The sequence below is a fragment of the Legionella resiliens genome (genome assembly GCF_021344005.1).
GTDB classification, from domain to species: domain Bacteria; phylum Pseudomonadota; class Gammaproteobacteria; order Legionellales; family Legionellaceae; genus Legionella; species Legionella resiliens.
Genome location: NZ_JAJTND010000004.1, coordinates 110296 through 131078, shown reverse-complemented (window position 1 = coordinate 131078; position 20783 = coordinate 110296). Strand labels below are relative to the sequence as shown.

The following is a 20783-nucleotide window of genomic DNA, read 5'->3' as shown; positions in this document are numbered from 1 at the left end:
AATGGATACTCTGTTTATGCGCCTTGCAGCAATTTATGGCTATCTGTGGGTCTCTACTTACAGCAACACTAATTTTCTCGAAGTCTCAAAACGTGAATGGTCAGAAGGCTTGAAAGAATTTGACAATCAAGTGTTGAAACTTGCTTTAGAACAAATAAAGAAAAAGCTGGCTGTTCCTCCTTGTCTGCCGATTTTTTATGAGTACTGCACCAACATCCAAAAAGGCATCCAAGCCCGTCAAGAAACGCTCAAACAAAAAACTGAAACACATGTTCCTACTGATCCCCAAATTGTCCAACTTCATATCAACCAAATGAAAGACTACCTCTTCAAAAAGGCTAAGGAAAAAACATCATGCTAATTCTAATTCGCCGTATGGGCGAAGCAATTTACATTGATAAAGGCAGAATCAAAGTATTTCTGATCTCTGAAAAGGAAGGACTAATCAAATTAGGTATAGACGCTCCAAAACATGTTGATGTTGAACGTAAAGAGGTCTTTATCCAAAAAGCAATGGAACAACATGCCCTGGCTCAAAAATTACGGGATAAATCTACAGAATCAGGAGGCAATAATGATTAGAAAATATCTATTTTGCGGCTTTGTTTTATGTAGCCTAAGTGGTCAGGCAGCTAATTTAACCCAAGTCGGTCGCTATGCCACGGTCAATAATCAACCTTTGGCAGCTCAGATTAATCCATTGAAAACCGTTCAACAAATTCATTTTCCTGCCTCCATACAGACTATTGGGGAAGCGGTGAATTACTGGCTTCGTTACTCAGGATATCACCTTGCTTCAAAAGAAAAACAAAGCGAAAGCCTGCAACAAGTATTTCAACAACCCCTGCCGCAGGTTAACCGAAATTTAGGACCTTTATCGATTACAGATGGACTGACAGTGTTAGTTGGTCAGCATCTATTCAATCTCAAGCAGGATGACCTGTTAAGAGAAATCAATTTTAGTCTGATAGCAAGGAGAGCAGGATGAAAAAGTATTTGGATGCCAAATGGCTTATTCTTCTTTTGTTAAATGGATTGTTGGCTGTATTCGTATGTGTAAAAAGCCAACCTTCTCTTGAGAACAATAAATTTAATACGCTGGATGAGCGATTAACCACCATACAAAAACAACTCAATCAACCTATTGAACAACCAGATTTATCGCCTATTACCCAAAACATAAAACAATTGGGAGCGTTCATTCAACAAATACAAAATAAAGATGAACACCAATTAGGTGAAATGTTTACTACTGAGCAAATTGCCATTAAGAAACAACTTGAAGGCATTACTGATTTATTACGTCATCTGGATGAGAAAAAACAACCTGTCAAAATGCTTCCTGCAAGTCAACTACTGTTTAAAGTATTGAGTATAGATAGTATCCAAGAAGTTTCTGTTGCCTCTGTTTCCTACCATTATAAAACCCAAGCATTGGAAAAAGGCGATTCCTTAGCCGGATGGACTGTCTTTGATATCGACTTTGCCAAGCAAACCGTAGAATTTGAAAATGCTGACAAAGCTCACTTGCTGGTTCATCTGAATCAACAAGAGGTGAGCCATGCTTAAGCTGTCCACACTGACAATCGGTTTACTCTTGGGACAACAGGCAATTGCCGGTTTGTATATCCCAGGCATTGCCGCCGCACCTATGCAAAGTGCTGATAATGCCTTGACGAAAGCGGGTCTGGCTGAATTTCATGATGAAGTTATTGAAGACAAAGATTTTCAACTTAACGACGTACAAAAACAAGAAGCCAAAGCTTGGGGATTAAGTGAGGCAGAAGAAAAACGCTATCTGCAATTAATACAAAGCAGAAGTGGTATTTACTACAAAGATCTGCGTATGACACCTGTTGATATTCTTGGGCTAAATGCTAGGAATGACGCTGAACGAGCGCATTTCGCCGAACTTGCTGCCCTTCAAGAAGCCCAAAAGGTCGCGCAAAACATAGCCTGGAACAATGCCTTTTACAAAGCCTATAACCAACTGTTTAAAGATGTTCCTGTAGTCGGTGATTTTGATCCATCTCCTTACTCTCCCTATGCACATCAACCCATTCAATTAAAAGAAAGTGAAACGCTCTATTTCTTTATAAGAGCCGATGACGCTGTAACCACCATTGTACTGCAACTGGTCGATGCTATTAGCCGTACACCAAACACCAAGCTCAATCTTCTCTTTCTGGATATGGACAATAGCGCTATCCAACTTTGGGCTAACAGACATCAAATCCCTATCCATTTGGTGACCAGTCAACAAATCACCTTGAACCCAGGTAGCCAACAGTATGAGGGCTTAAAACTCGACAAGAAACAAACACCATTGCTCTTACTGGCAAAAGGCAAAACTTCTCAAGTCGTCGATTTAGGGAGATTTTAATGATTAGGATTTTGCTCTTGCTGTTGGTCGCTTTAAATGTTCATAGCATGAATGTGATTCCTTTAACGCTGTCACAAAGTGATGCGTCATTAAGACTTAATCTGTCTAGCCCTATTGGCGTACCAGCAAAGAGCAAAGCCACTGTTGGCAAAGTAAGCCGCAAAAAATTGGATACCAATCTGTTAAACATGGCTCTATTTGTCATAGGCGCGGATAGAGAATCCATCAAATGGTTAGAACAACATCAAGAGCAATTAAAATCCATGCAAGCCACTGGGTTCATCACCAATGTGAATGACTTTGAAACCATTGTAGCTCTGCAAGAAAAGTTTAAATTGCCACTATTACCCGTCAATGTTGATCCACTGCTGAATTACATCCATGAACAACATTACCCCTTAATCATTGCTGAGGGGGCTGTATGGCAATAAAACAATATTCCAGACAAATGACCTTGCAATTAACATTGATTCTATTTCTGGGCTGGTTAGCATTGATTATCTGGGCAGTAAGTCAATGGCTGCTTCATGGCTACCCATTTGCCTTTGATAAGGTCAATGTTCTCGTAAATACTCAAAGAGAAGCCATCACCCCTGTCTATCAAGGTTCACTATTGGCAGCCCTACCCTTAGATGCTAAATCTAGCTGGACACTAACCATTCCCTACTTAAACAAATTAGCGATTAATGAATTTGCAGCAGACTTACTCGAAAAATCACAACAATTTTTCCAGCTTGTTTTATTAAGCAGTCAATGTCTGTTAATCAAACTTATTATTTTATTCGCTGCCATGCCTTTATTTGCCCTGACCATGGTTGCAGGTCTAGTTGATGGTCTTAACCAAAGAGCAATACGCACCGCTTGCTTAGGCCGTGAATCCTCTTATGTATTCCACAGACTTAACCACTGTTTAAAAAAGGGACTTGTGATTTTACTCATGCTCTGGCTTGCCCTGCCTGTGAGTATCACCCCTGCTTATGTCTTTGTTCCTATCAGTTTATTGATGGGTTTAATGGTGGCCATGACGGCCAGTCGCTTTAAGAAGTATTTATAAGGAGAAACCATGAAACGATTGCTTTGTTTGACCTTAATGATGATAAGCCTGCACAGCTGGGCTAATAACCCTGATTTAAATGAAACGCTGGTGCGCATCATTAACCAGATTAACGCCATCATGCCTCTTCTTGATGAAGCACAAACACAGATAACGCCTAATGCTCGTATCCAATTACAAATTGAAGAATTTGAAGATACTCAAGGCCAACATCATGCGGGCTTAAGAGAAGATTTACTAAATATTCGCAATGGCCTGATTGACTACATCAACCAACCCATCATTGCACCACGCAAGATCAAAGCCTTGGAAATGGACTTTGTGAGGAAACCCTAATGAGTAAAGACGAAATAGCCAGAATGTTTGCCACCACCTTTAAACAAGCAAGCAATAACATATCGGCACAAGTCTTTTCCGGCAGTATCCGCTTTATTGCCATAGCCCTGGTGATATTAGCGGTGATGTGGTCTGTCAACCACATGATGGACGCAGAGGAAAAACAACAACATGGATACTTACTGCGTCTGGGTTCTCGGCTCATTAGATTAGTGATTGGTCTGATGATCTTCATTTTAGTTTTATTTGTTAAGGAGACAACATGAAAACAATTCGCTCAATCTGCCTTGGAGTAGTAAATATCTTATATGCCCCTGTGCTATTGGCAGATAACTGGTTCCCTAAAATTTCCGACGCGGACAACATCGGGGACGGCTCTAAAAGCATGATGACCGTGACAGGGAATTACGTCAAACAAGGTCTGGGTTTATTGCTCTTCATTACCGCTGTCGTGACCTTTATTAAATTCATTACCACGGTACAACACGGTATTGAAGAGTCTAAAAAGAACGAAGGATCCATGGTGGCCTTCGGTACTTTTGCCGTAATGGGCATCACCTATTTAGCCATTAGCATTGCTTCTGGTTATGTGGGTTACACCATGATTACCAAGTTCAAAATATAGGAGGTGAAATATGAGTCAGCCTTCTTCGCGCCATCTGTCACACGACTTCCCAGCCTGGAAAGGTTTAAGTCTTCGTGAATTATTTTGGATTGTTATCACCACAACCCCAGCAACTACCCTGTTCTTCGTTCTCTTAGGAGCAATGGTTGGGTTTCCGCTGGCATCTGGCTGCATCGGTTTTGTGATTGGATTCATTCTGTCTATTACTGTGTGGCCTAAAGGAGTTTCCCGCATCAAAGCAGGTAAGCCCTATGGTTATGTGATGAAGAAAACGATTCAGTGGATGGTGCGATTAAGGCTCAAACATTCACCTTGGATTCATTACCAGGGAACTTGGCAAAAGAATAAATCTGTTGGAGAGCCGCATGTTTAACTACTGGAAAAAAATCGACAGCCTACAACATCACAATCGTTTATTACTGGCTTTTGTCGGTGTGTTATCAATCATCATCTTAGCATTAATTATTAACCTGATGATCATGCCCAAACGCTATGAATTCTGGCTTAGTCCTAATATGGCTGCTAATGGCGGTTTAATGAAGGCAAGCGAAATACCGAATGAATACGTGCAAGGATATGTGACTTCCTTAATGCCGACACTCTACAGCTGGTCTAATAAAGGCAAAGAAGAATTCAACCTAAACATTAAAGCCTTTCATTATTACTTCACATCACGGCATGAGCAGTTACTTCGTGAAACCCTGGCAGCTTATAAAAACGCTCAACTCTTTGACCGCACTCAAGTAGCAAGTCTCTATCGCTTTATGGAACCGCAAGACATTAAAAAAATTGGTCCCGATACCTGGGAAGTCAAGCTGATACTACGCATTACGCAAAGGCTCAAAGACAACTCTGCCATGGTCATTGCTGACAAAGTAGTGGCTTATCACCTTCGTGTGGTCAAGCTCAACCTGTCGCGTCTTCACAACCCTTTTCAATTAGCTCTGGATGGCTATACCCGTCCTGAAGAACGTTTACAAGATTTACTGGTCGACACGGAGGAACACCATGAAACTCATTAAAATTAGCTTATTCGCTCTGTGCTTTGCTGTGATGCACCTAAGCCATGCCCTGCAAAGTGAACACCTGGTTTGGGAAAAAGTTCCTTTAACAATTGAATTACCGATCAATAAAGAGCGGCTAGTCCAGTTTCCCCAAGCCATTAAGGTAATTGATCAACAACTCAGTGCCAGCCTCGATATTCTGAAAGTCAAAGGTAGCTTGTATCTTAAAGCCAAAGAATCATTCAAAGATTCTCGCTTGATTGTCCAGTTATTGCCTGAAGGCGAAGTGGTTATTCTTAATCTTAATGCCAATGAGAAAGCAGTCAACACCACGCCGATTGAGATTCTGATAGATGATCCCAACATCAACCTTAATGCAGGAGCCAGTCAATATGAATACAACGCTATTCAATTAACCCGTTTTGCCATTCAAGCCTTGTATTCGCCTGAACGGGTCAGAGAAATTCCAGAGGGAATTTATCGCTCACCTATGCAAACCAATAAAACCATTCCTTTGTTTTATGGTGCAAGCATTGAAGCTCATCCTCTGGCTTCATGGCGTGGCGGCAATCTTTACGTCACCGCAGTCGATTTAAAAAATTTGCTGAATCAACCTATAAAGCTGCAATTCACCAAGCTGATGGGGCATTGGCAAACCGCCAGTTTTTACCCAAAAAGCGCACTGCCGCCACGCAATCAACACGAAAGCACTACTGTCTTTTTAATTTCTGATCAACCTTTTGCAACAGCACTCATCCAACATGCGAGGTACAGCCGATGAATAAAAACAATGGCATTAAAATTCTGGCAGGTTCGGTGGTTTTTGCGGTCATTATGATTCTTATTAATAGCCGTCATAGCGCACCGGTTAACAACAACACGCCCAATCCTAATAATTTTGGCGAAGCTATAGCAAGCCAATTCAATGACAATATTCGTGATGTTTCCGCGCGATTATTAGAAACAGAAAAGAAATTAGATCAAATGCACAAAGAGAATAAATCGCTGCAAAAACAATTAAAACAACCCAAACAAGAAACAAGTTTTGCATTGCAAGATGAACTGAATGCATTAAAGGAAAAATTTGCGTCACTCACTGAACATCAAACGCAATCCTACCCCATGGAAGGCAATCAAGCGCCTGTATCCGGTCAAATTAAAGATCTGGATACCTTGCTGGATAAAGCACCGAAAGAAGGCAAAATTTTCCCTGAACATGACACATCAACTAAGGAAGAAGCACCCACTAAAACGCCTTTTTATACCATTCCATCTGGCAGCGATTTCAGCAAAATCACGCTCTTATCAGCTTTAATCGGCGAAGTTCCTGTTGAGGGCAAACTCATGCAGCCTTTATTTCCCTTCACAGCAATTGTCAGTCGAGGGGATTTAATGACAGCCAATGGGATGCAACTACCCGAAGAAATCACTGGTATGAAAATCAGCGGTTATTCGATTGGCGTTGGTTCCTTTCTCGATAACATCAGCTGTGTTCGCGCCTATGTCACCTCAGCCCTATTTGTCTTTGAGGATGGACATTTTGTGAATGTCGGCCAAGAACAAATGAAAAGCTCCGCGGAGCTGGTGAATAACGACAGCATTGGTTACCTGACCACGCAATTCGGTAATCCTTGTATCAAAGGACAGTACATCACCAATGCCCCCAGAGTATTAACAGCCTTCATGGCAGCTGGCGGTATTCACGGTGCAGGAAATGCCCTGTCTAAATGGCAAATGAGTTATCAGGCAGAGGGAGGTTCTGCCATTGCCACACCTACAGGCGACTTAGCGCACTTTGCTGCTGGTGGCGCAATCAACGAAGGCAGCCAAAAGATTACTGACTGGCTAGAGAAAAGAATCCAGGGCAGCTTCGATATGGTCTTTGTTCCTGCAAGTATCCGCGGCCATACAGGGTTTGTCCCTAATCAACTCAGTTTACATTTCAGCCAAACCATAGCCATTGATAAAGAACACCAAGGGAGGGTATTAGATTATGGTTACCATCAACAAAAAAACTTTGATAATGCTTTACGCTAGTCTGGCATTAAGTGCTTGTTCCACTGCCAGGATGTCGCAAAACGCCATTCCTGAGCAGGGCTTAACAGTCAGACAGTTATATCAGCAGAGCCTGCAACAACCAATACAAAAGCCTGTTTACCAACAGATGCGTCTTGATGATTCGGGAGAAGAATTTAAGCAACTGCCTAACCCCGAAGTGCCTATCCATGTTTTTGCGCATGTGGCGCAATTGGGTGATGAACAAATCATCAAGCCTGCCTACACGACTCGCTTTTTCCTTTACAAGCAAAACCAGTATGCCTTGGCATCAGAACTGTATTAAGGAGACATAATGAAACGATTATCTAACTGGTTGCTTGGGGAAATGAGTCCCCAAGCCATAAAGGAACAAACCGTTAAAAAGCGTTACACCAATCCTTTACCCTCTTTTGCCGATAGACTGGCTATTGTTGATTTTAATGAACAAGAGCAGGTCTTTTTATTTGCCGATGGTAAAAGTTTAGGTTCGGGGTTTGAATTAGGCGACATTCAAGCAGAAGCCGCTTCACCTGAATATTTACAAGCCGTATTTAATAAAATTCGGGATACCTTTGGATCGGTAGTTCCACTTCATGCCGTTGATCCTTGGGTCATGCAGATGTTTGTTCAAGACGAATATTGCCTTGATCCCGTTATCACTCATATTAAAACCCAAATCCCCCAACAATTTAGAGAAAGTCCATTAACGCAAGATTATTTAGAACGCCTGCACGATCTCTACAATAAGATGACCCGACCCGAAGGCTTATTTATTGATCCCAAAACAGGCGCGCCCTACCGTGGACGAAGACGAAGAATCAGAGTTTTGTTTTATAGACAATTACACCAAACCACTCTACCTCGAAAGCAAATTCTTCTCGAACATCAAGAAGTTATTAGCCAGATTGAAACCAAACTGCGTTCACCTGGGCTGGAAATCAAACGCCTCAAAGGACAAGATTATTACCAGTGGTGGATACGTTGGTTTAATCCCAAATCAGCGGACGAGATATTAGAACAATACCCTTATCCTAATCCCATACCAGCGGGTTTTAATCTAGCTCAAAATGTATTCTTTGCTCCACCTGAAAGCGATGAACAAGGCTTCATCTTTGAAGGAATGAAACAAAGAATTCTATATGTGGATGGGTTAAAAGAAGCGCCTATCATTGGTTTAGTCTCACGAGAAAGACAGCAAGCCAATCCCAAACATCGATACGCTCTTTTAGACACCTTACCAGAAGGAAGCATCTACACAATCCAAGTCGTCTTTAGTCATGATGAAAACCTCGATTCCCATTTGACTCGATTGGAAAAAGGAATCGTAGGAACCAGTCTAAAACCTCAAGAAGTCAGAGATGATATTAAAACAGCCCGTAATGAGTTAAGTACTGGCAATCGGCTGTTCTGGGTTAATCAAGCTGTTTTTTATCAAGCCGAAGATGAGCAACAAGCTCAAGTCATAGAAAAAAATCTGCATGCGATTTTCAACGATGCCAAAATGCCCTTGATTCATTCTAGCTATGATCTCCATCCTCTTAATTCCTGGCTCAACGCCCTACCTTTTAATTTTGATCCTCATTATGCTCGTAAATACTTATGTTTTGATCGTCTGATGTATGCCACTGAGCTGGCAGCACTTCTTCCGGTCTATGGACGCAACCAAGGGGCACGACATTTACCTTGTTTTCCCTTTTTCAATCGTTTAGGTGAACCCGTTTTCTTTGACTTATTGCACCATGATTTTATTAGCCAAAATTCTCATTGCGCTATTTTTGCTAATTCAGGTGGTGGTAAGTCAGTTTTAACGGGCTGGATGATTCAATCATTATTAGCCATGAAAAATGCCCGAGTAGTACTCTTTGAAATGGGAAACTCTTTTGACAGGATACTCACTCATGCTAAAGCGCACGGTAAAAAGACCAAACAGTTATTACTGAGCAATAAGAAAGATGAAGCAGTCCCATTAAACCCATTTTGCGAAGCATATAAAGCCATTCCCGAAATCACAGATAATTTAAGTACAGAGCAGGCTACCTTAATTGCTCAAAAAATCATGGAATTAAAGAGCAACCTTCAAGAACCTGCTAATTCAGAAGACGTGGTCTGTGGTGATGGTCACCGCTCCTATCTGGCCGAGCTTGCTTTAGCTTTACGTACCATGATTACTGAGGCTAATGCTTTGGAAGAAGAACAATTTACTTTGGCTGATGAAACTCTATTAATTGAAGTGTTAAGTGATGCGATTTTAACGTCCTTTAACAATGACATACCGCAAATGCTCACTGAGCATATCGTAAGTGCTTTTAAACGACGGCTGGATAGAGAAACAGTTGCTCGCAAGAAAGACCGCATCCTTGATGTGCACGACCGATTAAACAGCTATGTCATTAACAGCGCCAAATCTCGTTTTTTTAATGTGTCGACAGAGCCTTTAGGTGACTTTGATATTTTTCATGTTGATATTTCAGCCATTAAGGATGATACCGGCAAATTGGCCTTGGTCATGGTGTCTTTGCTACCGAGAATACTAGCCATGGCGGAAGCCACCCAGAACGATAACAGACCAACCTTTCTCTTTATTGATGAATCCCATTTGCAATTTCAAATCCCTTCTGTTGTGACCGTGTGTTTACTGATTGCCAAAGTAGCAAGAAAGCTCGGGCTTTGGCTGGTTGCTATTACCCAAAACGTCACGGACATGAATTCAGAAAAGGCCACCAAAATTTTATCGTTGATTGAAACCTGGATTTTATTGGGGCTTGATGAAAAAGAAATCGCTGATGTCAAACGTTTTAAATCGTTAACACCGCAGCAGGAAACCTTAATCAGAGATATTGATTCGCAAAAAGGCTTGTATGCAGAAGCGGTTTTATTAGGGTCACGCTATCAAGGATTATTTCGCGTCATTCCACCTCGCTACCTGCTTGCCCTGTTAATGACTGAAAAATCAGAAAAAGCTCAACGCCACCTCCTGGAGAAAGAACATGATGTCCTTGAAGCTGCTGAAATCATGGCTAAAAAACTCGAACAACCTAAAACGGCTAATCACAATAGGGCTTATTTTTATGACTAAATTGTCCTTTGCCTTAGAAAGCACTAGCCCACCTCACCCTGTGAACACCTTCACCATAGCCACACGGGTTTTGCAAAAGCTATTTCAAAACAGCCATTACAAAGTGATTGGTTCTTGTACCTGGGCTGTAGGCCGTCTACCGCCAAGGCTTGAAGTCACGCCTGCGGTTGAGCAATTCTTGCCTGATTTAATCATTACTGTCAGCCATAAACCAGAAGAAAATCCCTGGCTTGAAGCGCGAACACTTTATGAAAATAAAGCGGCAAGAACACTGTATCAACAAGCCTATAAAGCTGCAACTGGTTCTGAATTAGGGTTTGGCAATGACAGCGGGCAAACCACCGATCTTCATATCAACGATGAACGTACTCGTATAGTTGATGTGATTGGCAGCCCTGCTGCTTTCTATCGGATCCCCTACCTGTCGCACAGACCTGAAACAGGTTTTGGCGTTCCATATTATCTTGCCGAAGCTGATGCAGTCATGGATAGAACAGAAGCCGCTGAATTGTTGTACATAGGAACTCATCCACATCTATTAATTAATCATGACATTGGCACATTCACTCAAAATTGGGGTTCTGAAATTCCGAGATTAATGCGAGTGACTCAACCCTACAACTATAGAGCTTCGGTTGTTGTAGCCATGCACGCGGTAGATATTGTCACCAATAAAAATCCCCTACATGTCACTAAATCAACCCACAATTCTTGCGGGAAAAACTGTGTAGTGGCTAATGCCATTTATGACCCCAAAAACACAAAGGTCATCTGGCAGGAAATCTACCCCATTAACCGAAATATTCACCCAGGGGATGCACAGGATTTTGGTACAGAAGATGACAAAGCGGGTAATGGTAATTATGTATTTGTCCTCTGGCGTAAATACCGCGGCTGTATTCAGCACCAAGGCAAACTCGTGAACTGTTTAACCTTTCCCAAAGTAGAACAACCTCAAAAACGATAGGACGATGCCATGAAGAAATCACTACTGCTTAGTTTATTAATCCCCTCACTGATCCATGCTGGCAGCTTTATGCCTAGCCAATCTGATTACTATTATGAATTAGGAGGAACATCCAATTTATTTATTCCACCAGTCAATAAAGATCAAACACTGGTTATTGGTGCAGATATAGATGGCCGTATGGGCTTTTCCTGTAGCGGTTTTAATCCTGTGGTATCCATTACCAATACTTTTCAGGATTTAAAGAAATCAGCTTTAAATATCCCTGGCGGTGTAATTGATAATTTGAAAGGCTCTGTCGCAGGATTTCCGCTTTATAAGCTACAACAGTCCATGCCTGCTTTATACAATGTTCTACAAAATGCTGCATCTAGCGCGCAAAATGAATTTACCCTCAAAGTTAAAGATTGTCAGGAAGTCAAACAAGCACTGGAACAAAACCAATCTCCTATGGAAGGCATCTTATCAGTATCAGATAGTCAGGGATGGCTCGATGCTGCCAAACGGGCTAAGAAGGAAAACGTCGATGTGACCGAAACGTCAAAAAGTATTGCTCAAAAACGAGATGAATACGGTCTACCTTGGATAGGTAGCGATAAAGGCAATGCTGGTGGTAAATTCCAACGCCCCATTAAAGTGATTAATGATGTAGTCATTGCTGGGTACAACATTCTTTTGGAGAGAAAACCTTTAAATTCCTTGGAGAAACCAAGTACCAAAATCCCTATGACACTAAGCTGGCCAACGCCTACTGATGCTGCCAATTGGGCAGTTAAGGTTCTGGGTGATATTCAAGTCAGCAGCAGTGAAAACAAACAAAATCACGATGCCAAAGCAGGGATAGGCTTATCAGCCTTATTGCAAAGCTGTGCGAACGCTAATACCTGTAGTCAGAACATTGCCAAAGCCTTATGGAATTTAGTCAATGGTACATGGACACTGACCGAAGAAAATCTGCATAAAGTCAGTGCCTCCAATTTACTGATTACTGATGAAGTCATTATCACAATTCAACATTTACCCCGTGAAGAACAGATGCTCACTGTCTCGAAGTTAGCTGAGGAAATTGCTGTCCAAAATATGTTGGATAAAGCCTTAATGATGCGTCGTATTTTACAAGCAGGATTGCAAGTACAAGAAGTGCAAAACTTAAAACCTGCTATGAACATGGTCCTTTTTGCACTGAAAAAATTGGATGATGACATTCACTCATTGTCATTTGAAAACGATGTCCGCAAGAAAATGATGAATGAGACTTTGGGAACCATCATGGACATTCGCCACCAAGCACAAAACCAAAATATCCCAAGCCAGGATCATGAACAACCAGCAGTAAAAAATGGTGCAATCTACATTAAAGAAAATAAAGGAGCTTAATCATGATCGTCTTTAATCCTTTATCCCTCTACACCACCTATCTAGGCTGGCAACAGTATGAGGTTCTATTTAATGCCCTGTGGCAAACAGGGCTATTATATCTTGGCTTTTTAGCCATTGGTTATCGCTTTCTTAAAAATGTGCTTAATCCAGCTGGCGCTTTCTATGCGGTTGAACATGCTTTAAATAATTTCCTTTATGAATTGGCAATAACTTTCCTGATATGTAGCTTATTTGTCTATCCTTGTGTACCGTTGGAAACTAAAGCCCTACAATTTAAACCCTTATGCGGACTGAAAAACCCAACCACTGCGGTCATTGGCGACAGCGGCACAACTTATGATGAAGCCTTTGCAGATCTACTGACTAACCAGGTCAAAATTCCTATAGGCTTTGCCATCATCCAGAATTTTATATCGAGCTTTACCTACAGCCTTATGAAGGTGACGGGTTGCACCGATAGTTTGCAATCCATTCAAGGAGATTTGGTATCAACCTATCTACCCCAGAGCGTTCGCAAACAGGCATTGGATTTTCATAGACAATGTTTTATTGAAGCCAGAACTCAATTCAATAGTGAAAAGCATGAAGCCAGTGAATTAGACCCTATGCTCAAACGCTATGGCGGTGAAGATGACTTAAACTGGATGGGTTCTAAAATCCTGCAAAAAATGTATTACAGCAAACTTCATGCTCGCCAACCCGTGCCAGGATTTACCTTTCATCAAGCCCCTAATCGCAATCTTGAAAAGGCAGCGAATCGTGGCGATATCCCACCCGAACGATTGCCAGAAGATGGTTATCCCAGCTGTCAGCAATGGTGGAACAAAATCAAAACTGACCTGGTTGAAGTCTCTAATCAGGCCAGTGTTTTTAATAAACACTTAAATTACTACGCCATGCTTGATAGGGTTCGCCAATATAAAGTAAAACACCCAAAATCCTGGAAAGTAGACATCAGCGCAGAAGATTTTATTGCGAAAATGCTCTTGCAAGAAAGCAAAGACATGCAGACCAGTTCTGTGCAAAACCTCATGGATAATAACAATGGAAAGGTCGCATCTGCCATTACCCATAGCCTGGTCAATGTCGGACAATGGACAAAATCATGGACATCCACCCCATTAAAAAGAGAAGCAATCATGCAAACCCTGCCCGTCATGCAAGCGTTTTTCATGTTCTTTTTAATCATTTTAACGCCAATAGTATTGTCCTTAAGTTGCTATAGTCCAAGAGCGTTGGGCAGTCTGTGCGCCTTGTTTGTTATGGCTATCTTTCTTCAATACCTCTGGCATCTGGTCGGATTTCTCGAACGCTCTGTGCTTGATCCATTAGGGGAAAACGATGCTATTTCGGCCATGAAGAATATGGCTGTAATGTTTTACTTTGTAGCACCCGTTTTGTTACTCAGATTATCTAGTCATTTTGGCGGTGACGCTGGTGCAGGTCTTATGGATTTAGTCAGCGGTTCTGAACGCCATAGCGATAACGTAAGTCAATCAGGTATGCAGGTAGCTAAAACAGGCGTTAAAGTGATATCAGGAGGTCTTCGATGAAGGCCTTATTTAGACTCAAGGGATTCATTGTATTCACGAATACTAATCAAGCCCTTATCAAATTTTTCTTGAGCCTCATAAACAGTCAAATAGCGTTTAGCAGGTTTATCCTCGGCTACGCCAACAAGGACATCAAGAATCACAGCCAACAAGCGAAATACCTTTCTCATTTGGAGCTATCCCTATGATTAAATATTATATCCGTTCATCCATTATAGTACTGATTCAGGCCATATTACCAATCATTGGTTTATTGATGATTGTGCCTTGGGTTATCAATACAAATCTTCTTATCCGCTGGCAACATACATTCTCCAATATTCAACCATTGTTTCTAGGCTTGCATGGACTGCTTTATTTGGCTTTGATTTTGTTATGGCCAAAGCTGGTCGCACGAATACAGATTAATAATCAACTCACATCCGAACAACTCAATATAGCCCTCAAAGCTCGCTGGTATCTACTAGGTATTTTCTTGTTTATTGATGCCATGATGATCTGGAGAATGTTATGAGCGATTATCCTATTAATAACCTGTTACGGGAGCCAACCGAAGCCTGGGCAGCAATTACCTGTTTCTCTTTGGCTCTACTCGCTTATAGCCAACCACATCTGTTCTTGCTTACGCAAACCATGAGCCTATACGCAGCGATTACCCTATCAATCCCTGGAGTCTATAGATTATGGCAAGCAATAAAAGTTAAGCGATATCATCGTAGACTTTTAGCCATGCCTACCTATGCACTATCTACCACCGAAATTCCTTTATCCAAAAACTGGTTATTCCTTGGTAAAGGCTTTCGCTGGCGACCAAGCCATACCCAAAAGCTGCATCAAATCAAACAGGTCAAAAATGAAAAGTTCATGCAACGGAGCTATAGCTATCAGCTGGCCAGACAATTCTGCCAAAACCATGAACACACTCGATTAGCAAAATGGCTTAACAACCGCTCCAAGTTAAATCCATTCAGACCTGAACCTCCCGTCGGAGGAAGTCCTTTCCTGCACGGAGTTGGAGAAGAAGATAAACCAGTTTACATTCCTCAAGATGTACGTGTAGGTCATACTTTTGTGGTTGGTACTACCAGAGTCGGCAAAACTCGATTAGCCAGTATTTTGATTAACCAAGACATTCGAAACGGCGATGCCGTTATCGTGGTTGATCCTAAAGGCGACCAGGACTTAGTTCGAGACATGATGGCTGCTTGTGAAGTATCAAGACGAGAAGAAGATTTCAAAATCGTTCACTTAGGCTTTCCAAACCAATCGGCACGGTACAACCCTCTCAAGAACTACGACCAAATCAGTGAAGTAGCTACACGAATCACCGATGCAATATCCGCAGAAGGTGAAGGGAAACAATTTGCAGCCTTTGCCTGGAAGTACGTCAACATTGTGGCTATATGCCTTGAAGAAATGAAACAACCCATTACGTACCAATCTATAGCCTTTTATATCAGTCGATTGGATCAACTATTGATGACATATGCCGACACCATTCTACCCAATCACTATCCCAACTATCATCAAGAGATTGAAGCTATTATAGAGGAACATGACACCAAAATTGGTAAAAACAATAAAACCAAATCCCCTATGGAACGCCACCAGGCAGTCATTCAATATGTCAAAGACCATATCAACAAAACCATCAAAAGTAACAATGCCGAAGCGCTTCACGACCAAATCCTGATAGACCTTTATGATGCAGCTATTATGGATAAACACTACTATGACAAAATCACAGCCAGTGTCGGTCCTGTGTTATCTGAAATTAATAAAAGTAATGCTTCTAAAATTCTGTCCTCCAAAATTGAACCAGGAGATATTGAACTGATGGATGTCATTAAAAATAAGAAGGTACTTTATATTGGCTTAGATAGTCTGACAAATCCTAATATCGCCCAGGCCGTAGGTAAGGCTTTCTTATCAGATCTTGTTTCTACTGCTGGCAAAATCTACAAGGAACCCAATGCTCGTTATACTTTGAATCTGCATTGTGATGAGCTATCAGAGATTATCCAGGATTCATTTGTGAAGATTCTAAATAAAGCTGGTGGAGCTGGGTTTCAGGTTACTGCTTATGCCCAGACTATTCAGGATATAGAAGTTGCTCTTGGTTCGAGGGCTAAGGCTGAGGTTTCTGAGGGGAATTTTAATACGCTAATTATGTTACGGGTTAAAAATGAAGAAACAGCTAATCTGCTGATTAAGGTTCTGCCTCAAGTTGGAGTTATTGGACATACCCAAGTTTCTATGGTTAATGATACACCTCATGGGGAAGATGGGGTTTATTTTAATACAACCAATGAGGACAGAGTTCAAACTTCTTCTGTGCCTATGATTGGAGTAGAGGATATTATTTCTTTGCCAAAGGGGCAGGCTTTTGTTTTAGTAAATGGGGGAGAACTTTATAAAGTAAGAGTTCCTTTACCTTTAAGCCACAAAAATAAGTCATCTGATATCTATTCAATGAAATTGAAAATCAATCAACTACCAGAAAATTAACCCACCATGCCAATGGATGGTTTCTCCAGTTTTATTTGTTCAATATGAGATGAATGGATTCGTGATTCAAGTGTTGTATCCAGTATTGCGGATCTAATATTGCATTGTATTTTTTACTAGGATTCCAAACGGGGCAAAAAGTGTTTTCCCATCAATTTGTACGTGGGTGAACAATTTAATAAATCCCGCTTTATTGGGCTCAATATGAAATTGTAATTCGGGTCCTCCTCGTTCAGCCTTATTTTGGGGTTCTTTCCCCATAGGATGAACGTGGGTAATGGTTTTAAAGTCCTCATTAAAACCAACGATGTGAGCATAGGCACCCATAATTGGCTCTAACGTATGAACTGGGTTTCCCTTGGAATCAACAATATCTATTTTACCTATGGTTGGTTGCCCTACTTGTAAGGGTGTTTTATCAAAAGATAATTTGAACTGATAACCATCGACAGTGCTTTCAAATAAAGGCTGGCGATCAATATGATTTTCTAATCCTTCAATGTTTTCAGGAGATGGAAAATCGGCAATAATATATTCCTGAATTTTTGTATTCGCAGGCAATAGATCGGCCCAAGTACGATAAGTAGCATTTTTGAGATTAGGCTGCCACTCAAATTGGTAAACACCGGGTGTCGTTGTTTCAACTGGATGAACATGGCTGTAGTCCATGAGATTGTTGTCAATAATCAATAAATGAATCTTTTGCGTATGTGCCTCAACAAGATCGCTTAGGGTAACTGATTTATTATTTGTTGTTTTAGATAACTTGATGAAGACTAGTTTCTTATCCTTTTTATCAATTATCTTCTGAATTGATAATCGCATGGTAGCACTTTGCTGTGACTTTGAGGGATTTTTCATCGCATGATGATGTGAATTTCCAGCAATAGCAATTCCATAATACGAATTGCTTAATAGCAAACCAATGAGGGTAATGATAAATTTTTTCACAATAATTTTGGCTCCAAGGACACTCAACCATTCTGTATCATTATATCCTAGATAAACACTAACTACCTAGGTTTCCATTAACCGCTATATGTTTACTGTTTTTTTAGAGTTTATACAATATCTCATTCAATTGCTTAAATCAGTTTAGCGAATTAAAGTACAAGAAAAATTAGATATGCTTAAAACAATTCACTTTATTTTAAGTTATTATTTAGATCTTATATTTATCGATGGAACTATCATGAGTGATATGGAGATCTTGGTGTACTTTCCTGAAGCAAAAGCTGAAGAGGAAAAAGAAAAATCTCTCTCTGTTTTCATCCCAAAAATAGTAATCATGAACAAAATAATCTAGTCTATCTTTTGGATTGGGAAGAAGAATTTGATGTTATCCGATCAATCAATTAGAGCTATTTATTTTAACTAGTGATTAAATGACAGTCTATATTTTAATTATTTTCTTTTAAAATCATGGATAAAGATCATTATGAAACAAAGTCATTGGCCATGGCGGTGGGCATTGAAACATGTTCTCTGCTTAAGTGAAACTACTAATACGAATAGGTGATCAATGAAACACGACCATCATCAACAAAAGCATACAAACACTGGAAAAGAGGACGTTTGTTGTCATCAGGAACATAGAGTACAGAAGTCACACGATGCTTCCTCCAAAACAGAGGGTGCAATCATCTATACTTGCCCCATGCATCCTGAAGTACGTCAGACTAATCCCGGTATTTGCCCTCTTTGTGGTATGGCCTTAGAGCCGGAAACAGTGACTGCCGAAGAAGAAAAAAATCCTGAATACCTCGATATGAGGCGCCGGTTTTGGATGGCAGTGATTCTTACATTACCTGTCGTGGTATTGGAGATGGGCGGACATTTGTTGCAAAACGTTATATCTGCCAGTGTTTCAAACTGGATTCAACTGCTATTTGCTACACCTGTTGTGTTATGGTGTGGTTGGCCATTTTTTCAGCGTGGCTGGCAAACTCTTAAAACACGTCAATTGAATATGTTTACTCTAATAGCTATGGGTATTGGGGTAGCATGGGTTTATAGTGTGGTGGCAGTACTGCTGCCTGGGGTATTCCCTATAGCTTTTCGAAGTCAAGAAGGGGTGGTCGCTGTGTATTTTGAAGCGGCAGCTGTCATTACTACCCTTGTCTTATTAGGACAAGTGCTGGAATTAAAAGCAAGAGAGCAGACAGGCAGTGCTATCCGTGCTTTATTGAAATTAGCACCTGACAGTGCACATCGTATTAAGAATGATGGAAGTGAGGAGGAAGTATCACTGGATAGGATTAATATCGGTGATTTATTGCGCGTTCGCCCTGGTGAAAAAATACCGGTAGATGGTGAAGTACAAGAAGGACGAAGCTTTGTAGATGAATCCATGGTGACTGGGGAGCCTATTCCGGTTACTAAAGAAGCAGGTGCCAAAGTTATTGGTGCGACGATTAACCAAACGGGTAGTTTTGTTATGAAAGCACTTCACGTTGGTAGTGATACCATGCTTTCACGTATTGTTCAGATGGTGAGCGATGCTCAACGAAGCCGCGCATCTATTCAACGTTTAGCAGATACTGTATCTGGATGGTTTGTGCCTGCCGTGATTTTAATTGCAATGCTTTCTTTTATTTTGTGGGCATTGCTGGGGCCACAACCATCACTTAGCTATGGATTAATTGCTGCTGTATCTGTACTAATCATCGCTTGTCCCTGTGCCTTAGGCTTGGCAACTCCGATGTCTATTATGGTAGGCGTGGGGAAAGGTGCTCAGAGTGGTGTATTGATTAAAAACGCTGAGGCGCTTGAACGAATGGAAAAGGTGAACACGCTTGTTGTAGATAAAACAGGAACCCTCACTGAAGGGCACCCCAAATTGACGCAGATTGTAACTGATCAAGGCTTAAATGAGGAAGAGGCATTAGTGCTAGCAGCATCGCTTGAACATCAAAGCGAACATCCACTTGGCAAAGCCATCGTGAGTGCTGCTAAAGAAAAACAGTTGACTCTTGACCCAGTTCAAGATTTTGATGCACCGATTGGGAAAGGGGTAATAGGTAAAGTAAATGGTCATCGTGTTGCCATTGGTAATATCAAATTAATGCAAGAGCATGGGAACGATAATGTTTCTCTTTTTGAAAAGGCAGATGAATTTCGTGGCAAAGGTGCCTCTGTGATGTTTATGGCAATCAATGATAAAACGGTAGCCCTTTTGGTGGTAGAGGATCCAATTAAATCAACTACTCCTGAAACTATCCGATCTCTTCAACAAAGCGGCATTGAAATTTATATGCTGACAGGAGATAGCAAAAAAACGGCGGAAGCTGTGGCAGAGACACTTGGTATAAAAAAGGTGGTGGCTGAAATCATGCCTGAGGATAAAAGTCGTATAATAAGTGAATTAAAAGATAAGGGACTCACTGTTGCAATGGCAGGAGATGGGGTGAATGACGCACCGGCACTGGCACGAGCTGATATTGGTATTGCCATGGGAACAGGGACTGATGTGGCTATTGAGAGTGCTGGTATTACCTTATTGCATGGTGATTTGCGTGGTATTGCCAAGGCTCGCCGTTTGTCAGAAGGGACTATGAGTAACATACGCCAAAATCTTTTCTTCGCTTTTATTTATAACATATTGGGTATCCCTTTGGCTGCGGGAATCTTGTATCCACTCACAGGATTACTATTAAGTCCAATCATCGCCGCATTGGCTATGGCGCTTTCTTCTGTTTCAGTTATTATCAATGCGCTGAGGCTGCGGCGGATAACACTGTGAGGAATGTAATTTCGAGTGATAGGTCATCTTTGATTCAAGGCAATAGTATCCTTTCTATTATTGCGGCCGAAGTGTTTCATGACATGGTGGTAGAAATAGCTTATTTCCCAAATCAGCA

The 20783-nt window shown here is 41.1% G+C and carries 24 protein-coding genes; 22 read left to right on the top strand and 2 right to left on the bottom strand.

Features of this window, described 5'->3' with window-relative positions:
* Window position 1: 1 nt before the first annotated feature.
* From LXO92_RS06100 to LXO92_RS06010, 19 genes are read left to right on the top strand one after another with little or no spacing between them, the layout of a single operon-like run.
* Entirely contained in the window at window positions 2-361 is a 360-nt protein-coding gene (locus LXO92_RS06100) for a hypothetical protein (RefSeq protein WP_233291523.1), read from the top strand.
* The gene (locus tag LXO92_RS06095) at window positions 355-582 is read left to right on the top strand and encodes a carbon storage regulator (protein ID WP_232890602.1); all 228 of its coding nucleotides are present in this window, start codon (window positions 355-357) and stop codon (window positions 580-582) included. Before LXO92_RS06100 ends, LXO92_RS06095 begins: the two co-directional genes overlap by 7 nt.
* Window positions 575-988 (top strand): PFGI-1 class ICE element type IV pilus protein PilL2, encoded by a 414-nt coding sequence (pilL2, locus tag LXO92_RS06090; protein ID WP_232890601.1) that lies wholly within the window; start codon window positions 575-577, stop codon window positions 986-988. The genes LXO92_RS06095 and pilL2 overlap by 8 nt, the downstream gene beginning before the upstream one ends.
* Window positions 985-1569, top strand: coding sequence for a hypothetical protein (locus tag LXO92_RS06085; RefSeq protein ID WP_232890600.1), 585 nt, complete (start codon window positions 985-987; stop codon window positions 1567-1569). The genes pilL2 and LXO92_RS06085 overlap by 4 nt, the downstream gene beginning before the upstream one ends.
* The gene (locus tag LXO92_RS06080; protein ID WP_232890599.1) at window positions 1562-2383 is read left to right on the top strand and encodes a TIGR03759 family integrating conjugative element protein; all 822 of its coding nucleotides are present in this window, start codon (window positions 1562-1564) and stop codon (window positions 2381-2383) included. The genes LXO92_RS06085 and LXO92_RS06080 overlap by 8 nt, the downstream gene beginning before the upstream one ends.
* Entirely contained in the window at window positions 2383-2814 is a 432-nt protein-coding gene (locus LXO92_RS06075; protein ID WP_232890598.1) for an integrating conjugative element protein, read from the top strand. Before LXO92_RS06080 ends, LXO92_RS06075 begins: the two co-directional genes overlap by 1 nt.
* Window positions 2805-3437 carry a TIGR03747 family integrating conjugative element membrane protein gene (locus LXO92_RS06070; RefSeq protein ID WP_232890597.1) on the top strand — a complete coding sequence of 211 codons (633 nt, stop codon included), beginning with the start codon at window positions 2805-2807 and terminating at the stop codon, window positions 3435-3437. Before LXO92_RS06075 ends, LXO92_RS06070 begins: the two co-directional genes overlap by 10 nt.
* Window positions 3438-3446: 9 nt before the next feature.
* The gene (locus LXO92_RS06065; RefSeq protein WP_232890596.1) at window positions 3447-3773 is read left to right on the top strand and encodes an RAQPRD family integrative conjugative element protein; all 327 of its coding nucleotides are present in this window, start codon (window positions 3447-3449) and stop codon (window positions 3771-3773) included.
* A complete protein-coding gene (locus LXO92_RS06060; RefSeq protein WP_010652870.1) occupies window positions 3773-4039 on the top strand; it encodes a hypothetical protein in 267 nt (88 codons plus the stop codon). Before LXO92_RS06065 ends, LXO92_RS06060 begins: the two co-directional genes overlap by 1 nt.
* A complete protein-coding gene (locus tag LXO92_RS06055) occupies window positions 4036-4398 on the top strand; it encodes a hypothetical protein (RefSeq protein ID WP_232890595.1) in 363 nt (120 codons plus the stop codon). Before LXO92_RS06060 ends, LXO92_RS06055 begins: the two co-directional genes overlap by 4 nt.
* 10 nt (window positions 4399-4408) lie before the next feature.
* On the top strand, window positions 4409-4771 hold the full coding sequence (locus LXO92_RS06050; RefSeq protein WP_232890594.1) for a TIGR03750 family conjugal transfer protein: 363 nt from the start codon (window positions 4409-4411) through the stop codon (window positions 4769-4771).
* Complete coding sequence (locus LXO92_RS06045; RefSeq protein ID WP_232890593.1) at window positions 4764-5420, top strand: DUF2895 family protein; 657 nt, start codon at window positions 4764-4766, stop codon at window positions 5418-5420. Before LXO92_RS06050 ends, LXO92_RS06045 begins: the two co-directional genes overlap by 8 nt.
* The gene (locus tag LXO92_RS06040; protein WP_232890592.1) at window positions 5407-6183 is read left to right on the top strand and encodes a TIGR03749 family integrating conjugative element protein; all 777 of its coding nucleotides are present in this window, start codon (window positions 5407-5409) and stop codon (window positions 6181-6183) included. The genes LXO92_RS06045 and LXO92_RS06040 overlap by 14 nt, the downstream gene beginning before the upstream one ends.
* Entirely contained in the window at window positions 6180-7439 is a 1260-nt protein-coding gene (locus tag LXO92_RS06035; protein ID WP_232890591.1) for a TIGR03752 family integrating conjugative element protein, read from the top strand. Before LXO92_RS06040 ends, LXO92_RS06035 begins: the two co-directional genes overlap by 4 nt.
* On the top strand, window positions 7396-7743 hold the full coding sequence (locus LXO92_RS06030; protein ID WP_232890590.1) for a TIGR03751 family conjugal transfer lipoprotein: 348 nt from the start codon (window positions 7396-7398) through the stop codon (window positions 7741-7743). Before LXO92_RS06035 ends, LXO92_RS06030 begins: the two co-directional genes overlap by 44 nt.
* Before the next feature lie 9 nt (window positions 7744-7752).
* Entirely contained in the window at window positions 7753-10515 is a 2763-nt protein-coding gene (locus tag LXO92_RS06025) for a conjugative transfer ATPase (protein WP_232890589.1), read from the top strand.
* Window positions 10508-11482 carry a TIGR03756 family integrating conjugative element protein gene (locus LXO92_RS06020; protein ID WP_232890588.1) on the top strand — a complete coding sequence of 325 codons (975 nt, stop codon included), beginning with the start codon at window positions 10508-10510 and terminating at the stop codon, window positions 11480-11482. Before LXO92_RS06025 ends, LXO92_RS06020 begins: the two co-directional genes overlap by 8 nt.
* 9 nt (window positions 11483-11491) lie before the next feature.
* Window positions 11492-12859, top strand: a complete 1368-nt coding sequence (locus tag LXO92_RS06015) for an integrating conjugative element protein (protein WP_232890587.1) — start codon at window positions 11492-11494, stop codon at window positions 12857-12859.
* A 2-nt stretch (window positions 12860-12861) separates the two neighbouring features.
* Window positions 12862-14415 (top strand): conjugal transfer protein TraG N-terminal domain-containing protein, encoded by a 1554-nt coding sequence (locus LXO92_RS06010; RefSeq protein ID WP_232890586.1) that lies wholly within the window; start codon window positions 12862-12864, stop codon window positions 14413-14415.
* A gap of 5 nt (window positions 14416-14420) precedes the next feature.
* On the opposite strand, the gene LXO92_RS06005 is transcribed toward LXO92_RS06010, so the two are convergent.
* Entirely contained in the window at window positions 14421-14585 is a 165-nt protein-coding gene (locus LXO92_RS06005; protein ID WP_232890585.1) for a hypothetical protein, read from the bottom strand.
* A gap of 14 nt (window positions 14586-14599) precedes the next feature.
* On the opposite strand from LXO92_RS06005, the gene LXO92_RS06000 reads away from it, so the two are divergent.
* Window positions 14600-14929: a hypothetical protein gene (locus tag LXO92_RS06000; protein ID WP_232890584.1), complete on the top strand. Its 330-nt coding sequence runs from the start codon at window positions 14600-14602 to the stop codon at window positions 14927-14929.
* Window positions 14926-16923, top strand: a complete 1998-nt coding sequence (gene traD / locus LXO92_RS05995) for a type IV conjugative transfer system coupling protein TraD (protein WP_232890583.1) — start codon at window positions 14926-14928, stop codon at window positions 16921-16923. Before LXO92_RS06000 ends, traD begins: the two co-directional genes overlap by 4 nt.
* Window positions 16924-17016: 93 nt before the next feature.
* On the opposite strand, the gene LXO92_RS05990 is transcribed toward traD, so the two are convergent.
* The gene (locus LXO92_RS05990; protein WP_232890582.1) at window positions 17017-17874 is read right to left on the bottom strand and encodes a hypothetical protein; all 858 of its coding nucleotides are present in this window, start codon (window positions 17872-17874) and stop codon (window positions 17017-17019) included.
* A 571-nt stretch (window positions 17875-18445) separates the two neighbouring features.
* Between LXO92_RS05990 and copA the strand changes: the two genes are divergently transcribed.
* A complete protein-coding gene (copA, locus tag LXO92_RS05985) occupies window positions 18446-20665 on the top strand; it encodes a copper-transporting P-type ATPase (protein WP_232890581.1) in 2220 nt (739 codons plus the stop codon).
* Window positions 20666-20783 lie beyond the last annotated feature (118 nt).